Below are 8,436 nucleotides of genomic sequence, written 5' to 3' on the forward strand. Positions count from 1 at the left end.
TCGATCAGCCTCCGACGTGGTCGAAGTGGCTGCCGGCCCGCATGTCCGCGTCCTGGATGACGTTGCGGATCTCGGTGAGGGCCTGGTGGGCCGCGACGATCTTCAGGCCCATCTTCTCGTCGGCGTCGTGGAGGGTGGCCGAGAGGTTCCCGGCCGCCATCGAGAAGTCACCGACCAGCTCGACGTTGATCTTGCTGTCGAGGTACGCCTTCAGGTTGCTCATCGCGTCGTGCATCGTCTTCGCGTGCGCTTCGAGGTCGGTGATGGCGCTGTCGATGCCGGCGTAGTGGAGCGACATGTGGCCCATGGTGCGATCCCTTCAAACGGAGTTCTGGTACGGGGAGCGGGCATCAGCCACCGCGGTCCGCGGCAGCCGTGCACGGCGTCGGCTAGCGGGGGTTCAGGACGTCCTCGACGTGCTGCCCGGCGCCGCCGCCGCCGTTGAAGTTGGCGATGCCCGCCGTGTGCTCGTCGGCCGCGTTGAACATCTGACCGCCGTCGCCGAGCTTCATGTGGAAGGCGTCGTAGTCCCGCTTGACCCGCGCGTACTGCTCCAGCCAGGCGTTGATCTGGTTCTGGAACGTGGTGCTGGCCGCGCCGGAGAAGCTGTCCCGGACGGCCGTGTTGATGTCCTCGATGTAGGTCGCGGTCGTCGACATCTCGTTGTACCGCGACTCGACCATGGTCCTGATGTCCGCCAGGACCTTCTGGTCGATCGTCGTCTGCTGAGCCACCGCGAGTACCTCCTCCATGAGTGCCGGCCGCACCCGGCCGGCAACCTGTGCCACGGGCCGGCAGGACCGGCCCGCCAGGGTGAACGGGACGGCGCCGCCGCACGGTTCACCGGCCGGCGGCGGCGCCCCGGCTCACCGTGCGCAGCGGCCCTCGGCGGCGGCCGGGGGCTGCACGATGCCGCCGGCGAGCGGCCCCGGGTCGAGGCTCGGCCCGGTCGGCAGCAGCGAGAGCACGCGCCCGGGCACCGCCGTCGGGGTGGCTCCGACGTAGCCGAGGCGTTCGGCCACCGCGGCGGAGGCCAGCGGGTACTTCACGCCCGTGTCGGTGACCAGGTAGAGGGTGTTGCCGAAGCCCCCGCCGGACAGCGCCCGCACCAGGGCGCCGCCGCCGGGGCGCACCGCGATCCGGTCGGCGGGCGTGCAGCTGGGGATGACGCCGGGCTGGAGGGCCGGCGGCAGGCCGAGCACGGCGGTGGCGTCCGGGACGGCCAGCGTGAGGTCCCCGCCGTCGCCCGCCGGGTTCAGGGCCCCGCAGACGGCCTGGCCGCCGGTCGGTGACAGCAGCGCCGGGGGCCGGGCGGGCAGCTCGGCCGGGTTGAGCGCGGCGGTGGCGGCGGGTGGCGCGGAGTGGGCGGCGAGGTCCTCCGCACCGACCGGGGAGAGCGTGACCTGGCCGCTGCCGTAGGCGTCCCGCTGGGTGCGCAGGTCGCCCTGGAGCAGGGCGAGCTGGGTGGCGGTGACGGGGACGAGGCCCTGCTCGGCGAGCACGTACCGCTCCTCGCCGGCCCCGGTGAACAGCTGGCCGATCCGGGTGGCGCGCCCGCCCAGCGCGGGGCCGGCGTTGCCCCGGCCGGGCAGGTCCGGGGCGCGCAGGTCCGGTCCGGCCGGGAAGGCGGCGAGGAACGCGGCGGTGACCGGGACGGGCACGGCGGCGGTGTAGCCGAGGGCGCGGACGGCGCCGCCCGCGGTGTCGAGGGTGAACCGGCGTCCGTGCCAGAGCAGTTGGACGCTGCCGTCGGGCGCGCCGACCAGGACGCCCCGGTCGCCGGCGCTCCGCCCGGACTGGCGGGTGCCGATGGCGACGGACAGCTGCGGGGCGGGGCGGGGCGCCGTCGGGCCGGCCGTCTGGACGGTGCAGACGAGCCAGTCGGCGCCGGCGACGGCGGCCGGGCCGGGCAGCCCGTCGGGGGCGCCGACGATGCCGATCGGGGTGCCGCGTTCGGCCTTCTCCAGCGAGCGGGCGGAGACCTGGTCGACCTTCAGCTGGTCGCCGGCGAGCAGCTTGGCGCTGGCCTCGTTGAGCACGGGGTGGAGCAGGCCGCCGGCGAAGACGTACCGGGCGCCGGTCTCCTTGACCACCACCAGGGTGCCGGGCTTCTGCCAGCCGGTCGCGCCGCCGGGCTTGACCATGCCGTAGACGCCGGCGCCGGCGCCGATCAGCAGGGCGACGGCCAGACCGATCGCGGCGCCGCGGTTGGTGCGGCCGACGGGGGTGTCGGGGGCGTCCGGCTCGGCGCGGAGCACGCCCGCGGCGACCCGGCTCATCACGAACAGGTGGGCCTGCACCTGGTCGCGTCGGGACTGCATGCGGTGGTCCTCCTCGGTGCGGGGTTCGGGGGCGGCGGGTCGGCGGCCGGGCAGCCGCGTCCGGATCAGCCCGCCAGGCCGCGCATCATCTGGTAGAAGCCGAGCACCTGGAGCGCGAGCGGCAGCAGCGCGAGCGCGGCGAGCGAGTGCAGCAGGTCCCCGGCCCGGCCCCAGTAGGGCAGCAGCCGCCGGCCGGGCACCGTCCAGGCGGTCATGGCGAGCGCGGCCGCGGCGATCAGCAGCACGGTGAACAGCACGAACCGGCCGGACTGGTCGGCGCCCTGCCCGTACCGCACGGCCAGCAGGGCGACGCCCAGCGCGCCCGGCAGCAGCAGGGCGAGCCGCTGGCGGATGCCCCCGATGTCCCGGGCGTGCAGCAGGAGCAGCACCGACAGGTCGGCGGACATCGCCGTCGCGCCCCACCCGCCGTCACGGGCCGTGGCGAGCAGGGCGAGGGCGGCCGCGCACACCGTGCCGGCGGCGATGAAGAAGCCGGCCAGGTAGCTGTCGGCGACGAGGCTGCGGGCGAGCACGCCCTCGGCCTCGAAGGGCTCGATCTCCTCCTGGAGCTCGTCGGCGTTGCGGGGCAGCGCGGGCAGCCGCAGGCCGGACAGCTTGAACGCCAGCCCGGGCACGAACGCGCCGAACAGCACGGCGGCGGCGGCGATCACGGCGGCGGAGTGGGTCGTCGGGATGCCGTAGGCGGCCAGTGCGCCCGCGCCCAGGGCGAGCACGGCCGCCACCACCAGTCCGGCGAAGAACGGCCCCGCCCCGACCAGGGCGAGCGCCAGCACGGTGGCGCCGACCGCCGCCGAGCCGCCCGCGAGGAGCCGGGCCGGGCCGGTGACCCCGGGGATCAGGGCGGCGGCCGCGGCGGCGTAGGCGACACCGGCGGCACCGAGCGCGGCACCCGCCGGCGGGTCGCCGACCAGCCTGGTCGCCGCGCCGCCGCCGGCGAGCAGCAGCACGGCGGTGACGGCGGCGGCGGCGCAGCGGGGGCCGTCCGGTCCGGGCAGGGCGAGCAGCAGCAGGCCGCCGGCCAGCGCGACCAGGGCGAGGGCGAGCGCCAGGTGGTGGGTGGCGGCGGGCCGCCAGGAGTCGCCGCGGGCGGTGGTGCCGGCCCGGACGCCGTCCACCAGGTCGTCGAAGTGCACCTCGGGCAGGGCTTCCTGGCCGGGGCGGAGGAAGAGCTCCTCGCCGTCGTGCAGCCCGAGCGCCTCCAGGGTGCGCTCCTCGTCCAGCGGCGGGCCGCCGGCGCGCTGGAGCACCCAGCCGGAGTGCTCGATGCCGCCCTCCTCGACGGCGGAGCCGGCGTAGCCGAGGACGGCGGGCAGCAGGTCGGCGAGGACGACGTCGCCGGGGAGGGCGAGTTCGAACGCGGCCTCGGGGGCGCGGAACCTCAGCCGGACCAGCCCTGCCGCCACCGTGGTACCGCTCACCTGTCGCGCCCTCCCGTGGAGCCCCGGCCTGCCCGGGTCTCCCGTTGGACAACTACGGCCGGCGGCGGTCGGACGGTTCACCGGCCGTGCCATCCGGTTCCGCGCGCACCTCCGGTGAACCGCCGGGGCCCCGCGGGCCGTACGCCTGAGTGCGGCGCGGTCCGAGCCCGCCGGGCCCACCGCCACCAGCGGCGTCACCGGCGCCGCGAGAGGAGAACCCCCGTTGAGCGTGGTCCTGGTCGACCGTCCGCCCCGGCGCCCCGGACCGGCGATGCCGGACGGCGAGCTCCAGCTGCAGGAGCCGCCGGTCCTGCCGGAGCAGCAGAGCGGCATGTCCAACGTGATCGCCATGGCGCCGATGGCGCTCAGCTCGCTCTCGATGGTGATGATCTTCCTCAACCCGCAGTCCAGCGGCGGGCCGCTCCAGTACGTGGCGATGGGCATGATGGGCCTGTCCGCCGTCGGCATGCTGGTGACCCAGCTGATCCGCGGCGCCAGCGACCGCAAGCGCCAGCTGCGCGGCGAGCGCCGGGACTACCTGCGCTACCTCTCCCAGATGCGCCGCCAGGTCCGCCGCCACGTCGTCGACCAGCGGCAGGCGCTGGCCTGGCGCCACCCCGACCCGGCCGCGCTCGGCTCGCTGGTGCGCACCTCGCGGCTGTGGGAGCGGCGCGCGGCCCACCCGGACTTCGGCGACGTGCGGATCGCCACCGGCGCCCAGCGCCTGGCGGTCAAGCTGGCGCCGCTGGCCACCCAGCCGGTGGAGGACCTGGAACCGCTGTGCGCCCACGCGCTGCGCCGGTTCATCCACGCGTACGGCTCGATCGCCGACCAGCCGATCGCCGTCCACGTGCGCGGTTACGCCCACATCCTGCTGCGCTGCGAGCACCCCGGGGAGGAGGGTGCCCCGGCCGGTGCGGCCTCCTCCGGCGAACCGGAGACGGCGGGCCCCGGCGGCCTGATCGGCGCCACCATCGGCGCCCCCGCGTCCGACCCGGCCACCGATCCGGACGCGGCCGGTGCGCCGGCCGATCCCGAGCCGGCCCGCGCCCTGGCCCGCGCGATGATCGCCCAGCTCGCCTTCTTCCACGCCCCGGACGAGCTGCGCGTCGCCGTCGCCGTCCCCGCCGAGCTGCGCGAGCACTGGGCCTGGCTGAAGTGGCTGCCGCACGCCCTGCACCCCACCGAGACGGACGGCGCCGGGCCGGTGCGCCTGGTCGCCGACTCGATGCTGGAGCTGGAGCAGCTGCTGGGACCGGAGTTCACCGACCGCCCGCCCTACGAGCCGGACGCGCAGCCGGGCCGGGACGAGCCGTTCACGCTGATCGTCCTGGACGGGGTGAAGCTGCCCAGCAGCAGCCGGGCCCTGCTGGCGGGCTACCGCAACGCCGTCCTGCTGGACCTCTCCGGGGCCGTCGAGTGGCAGCACGCGCAGTTCCGGCTGCGGCTGCGGATCACCGGCGACCAACTCGACCTGGTCGCCGCCGACCGCAACCGGCGCGACGAGGCCACCCCGCTCGGCCGCCCGGACACGCTGCTCCTCCCGGCCGCCCGCCGCTTCGCCACCGTGCTGTCCCCGTACCGGCTGGGCGACTCGCGCGACGCCTCCGAGCCGCTCAGCACCGACTTCGACCTCACCTCGCTGCTGGGCGTCAACGACCTGTACCAGCACGACGTCGCCCGCAGCTGGGCGGACCGCCCGCGCGGGCAACGGCTGCGGGTGCCGATCGGCGTCGGCGCGGACGGCAACCCCGTCGAGCTGGACCTCAAGGAGTCCGCCCAGGGCGGCATGGGCCCGCACGGGATGCTGATCGGCGCCACCGGCTCCGGCAAGTCCGAGCTGCTGCGCACCCTGGTGCTGGCGCTCGCCCTCACCCACTCCTCCGAGACGCTCAACTTCGTCCTGGTGGACTTCAAGGGCGGTGCCACCTTCCTCGGCCTGGACGAACTCCCGCACACCTCGGCGGTGATCACCAACCTGGCGGACGAGGCCGCCCTGGTCGACCGGATGCGCGACGCCCTGCACGGCGAGCTGAACCGCCGCCAGGAGCTGCTCCGCTCGGCCGGCAACTACAGCTCGCTGCTGGACTACGAGACCGCCCGGGCCGGCGGCGTCCAGCTCGACCCGCTGCCGACGCTCTTCATCGTGGTCGACGAGTTCAGCGAACTGCTCTCCGCCCACCGCGACTTCATGGACCTCTTCATCATGATCGGCCGGCTCGGCCGCTCGCTCGGCGTCCACCTGCTGCTCGCCTCGCAGCGCCTCGACGAGGGCCGGATGCACGCCCTGGAGTCCCACCTGTCGTACCGGATCGGCCTGCGCACCTTCTCCGCGATGGAGAGCCGCGGCGTGCTCGGCGTACCGGACGCCTACCAGCTGCCCTCCCAGCCCGGCAACGGCATCCTGCGCAGCGACATCGCCACCCTCACCCGGTTCAAGGCGGCGTACGTCTCCGGGCCGTACCGGCGCCGGCGCGGGGCGGCCCAGCAGGCCGCGGCGGCCGGCCAGATCGTCCCCTACGGCACCGAGTACACCGCGCCGCGTCGGCCCGACCCGGAGGCCGTGGCGGCCGAGGCGGCCCGCCTGGCCGCGGAGGAGGAGAACACCGCCACCCTGCTGGACCTCGCGGCCGAGCGGATGCTCGACGTCGGCCCGCCCGCCCACACGGTCTGGCTGCCGCCGCTGGAGACGCCGCCCACCCTGGACGAGTTGCTGCCGCCGCTCGCGCCCTCGCCGCACCACGGCCTGGCGCCCGACGGCCGCCCGGCCGTCGGCACCCTGATCGTTCCGGTCGGCGTGGTGGACCGCCCCTTCCAGCAGATGCGCGACCTGCTCACGGCCGACCTCTCGGCCGCCGGCGGCCACGTCGGCATCGCGGGCGGTCCGCAGAGCGGCAAGAGCACCATGCTGCGCGCCCTGATCACCGGTCTGGCCCTCACCCACACGCCGCACGAGGTGCAGTTCTACTGCCTGGACTTCGGCGGCGGCACCCTCTCCGCGCTGCGCGGGCTGCCGCACGTCGGCGGTGTCACCGGGCGGCACGAGCCGGAGCGGGTCGGCCGCACGCTGGCCGAGGTCAACGCCATCATCGCCCGTCGCGAGCAGGTCTTCGCCCAGCTGGGCGTCGACTCGATGGCCACCTTCCGGCGCCGCCGGGCCGCCGGGGACCCGGCGCTGGCCGACGACCGCCACGGCGACGTGTTCCTGGTGGTCGACGGCTGGAACACGCTGCGCCAGGAGTTCATGGACTTCCTGCCCGCCCTCACCCTGATCGCCGGACGCGGCCTCAACTACGGCGTGCACCTGGTGGTCACCGCCGCCCGCTGGGGCGAGATCTCCAGCGGGCTGCGCGACCAGCTCGGCACCCGCTTCGAGCTGCGGCTCGGCGACCCGATCGACTCCATGATCAACATGCGGGCCGCCGAGACCGTCCCCCGCGTCCCCGGCCGCGGCCTCACCCAGGACCGGCTGCACTTCCTCACCGCGCTGCCCCGGATCGACGGCGTCGGCGACAGCGAGAGCCTCACGGACGGCGTCGAGGACCTGGTCGACGCCGTCAACGAGCACTGGACCGGCCCCCGCGCGCCCGAGGTCCGGATGCTGCCGCTCCAGCTCGACGCCGCCACGCTGCCCGCGCCCGAGGGCCGGCTGCGGGTCGCCATCGGCCTGGAGGACACCGCGATCTCCCCGCTCTGGCACGACTTCGAGGAGTCCCCCCACCTGCTGGTGGTCGGCGACAGCGAGAGCGGCAAGACCAACCTGCTGCGCCTGATGGTCTCCGCCATCACCTCCGCGTACACCCCCGCCGAGGCCCGGATCATGCTCGTCGACTTCCGGCGCGGGCTCTACGACAGCGTCCCGGAGGAGTACCGGCTCGGCTACGCCGTCGCCGTGGACGTGCTCCGGCAGGTCGTCACCGGAGCGGCCCGCGCCATGGAGGCCCGGCTGCCCGGCGAGGAGATCACCCCGGCCCGGCTGCGGCTGCGCGACTGGTGGACGGGGCCGGAGCTGTTCATCATCGTGGACGACTACGACCTGATCCCGAGCCAGGTCGGCAGCAGCCCGTTCGGTCCGGTCCTCGACCACCTCGCCCAGGGCGCCGAACTCGGCCTGCACCTGATCGTGGCCCGCTCCGCCAACGGCATCGGGCGCGCCTACTCCGACCAGCTGCTGCGCCGGCTCCAGGAGGTCAACACCCCGGTCACCCTGCTCTCCTGCCCGCCGAGCGAGGGCACCCTGTTCGGCAGCGTCAAGCCGCGCCAGCTGCCGCCCGGGCGCGCCCTGCACATCACCCGGCGCCGGACCGTCCAGGTGCAGACCGGCCTGATGCCGGACCCGGCCGGCGAGGACGACGGATCGGCGGCGTGAGCGGCAGGACCCGGGCGGGTACGGCGAACAGCCGGAGCGGCGGGGCCGGGCTGCAGGGCAAGGCCGGGCGGCAGGGCGGGAACAGGGACGACGGCGGGGAGGACGGCAGGAGCGCGGCGACCGGGCCGGCGGCCGAACCGGCCCGGCCGCTGAACCGGCGGCCGGGCCCCGCCCGTATACCCCGACGATGAGTCTCTCCCGCCTCGGCCTGCCCTCCAGCGACCCGGCCGCGCCGCGCCGCCGGTTCGGCCGCCGGCGCGGCGCGGTCGCCGCGCTGCCCGCCGGCCCCGGCACCCCGGGCCCCGCC

The 8,436-nt window shown here is 75.7% G+C and carries 5 protein-coding genes; 1 reads left to right on the plus strand and 4 read right to left on the minus strand.

Annotated features, from left to right (window positions below; all coding sequences use genetic code 11):
• Positions 1-4: 4 nt before the first annotated feature.
• The 4 genes from ACFVYI_RS36690 to eccD form a co-directional block, all read right to left on the minus strand.
• Positions 5-298: a hypothetical protein gene (locus ACFVYI_RS36690; protein WP_387893671.1), complete on the minus strand. Its 294-nt coding sequence runs from the start codon at positions 296-298 to the stop codon at positions 5-7.
• A gap of 91 nt (positions 299-389) precedes the next feature.
• Positions 390-734, minus strand: coding sequence for a hypothetical protein (locus ACFVYI_RS36695; RefSeq protein WP_387893673.1), 345 nt, complete (start codon positions 732-734; stop codon positions 390-392).
• A 132-nt stretch (positions 735-866) separates the two neighbouring features.
• Positions 867-2,321: a type VII secretion protein EccB gene (gene eccB, locus ACFVYI_RS36700; protein ID WP_387893675.1), complete on the minus strand. Its 1,455-nt coding sequence runs from the start codon at positions 2,319-2,321 to the stop codon at positions 867-869.
• 65 nt (positions 2,322-2,386) lie between these two features.
• The gene (gene eccD, locus ACFVYI_RS36705; RefSeq protein WP_387893677.1) at positions 2,387-3,760 is read right to left on the minus strand and encodes a type VII secretion integral membrane protein EccD; all 1,374 of its coding nucleotides are present in this window, start codon (positions 3,758-3,760) and stop codon (positions 2,387-2,389) included.
• A gap of 271 nt (positions 3,761-4,031) precedes the next feature.
• Here eccD and eccCa point away from each other — a divergent pair, with 271 nt between their 5' ends.
• On the plus strand, positions 4,032-8,129 hold the full coding sequence (gene eccCa / locus ACFVYI_RS36710) for a type VII secretion protein EccCa (RefSeq protein ID WP_387893679.1): 4,098 nt from the start codon (positions 4,032-4,034) through the stop codon (positions 8,127-8,129).
• Positions 8,130-8,436: the final 307 nt, after the last annotated feature.

The sequence above is a fragment of the Kitasatospora sp. NPDC058218 genome (assembly GCF_042882445.1).
Taxonomy (GTDB): Bacteria; Actinomycetota; Actinomycetes; order Streptomycetales; family Streptomycetaceae; genus Kitasatospora.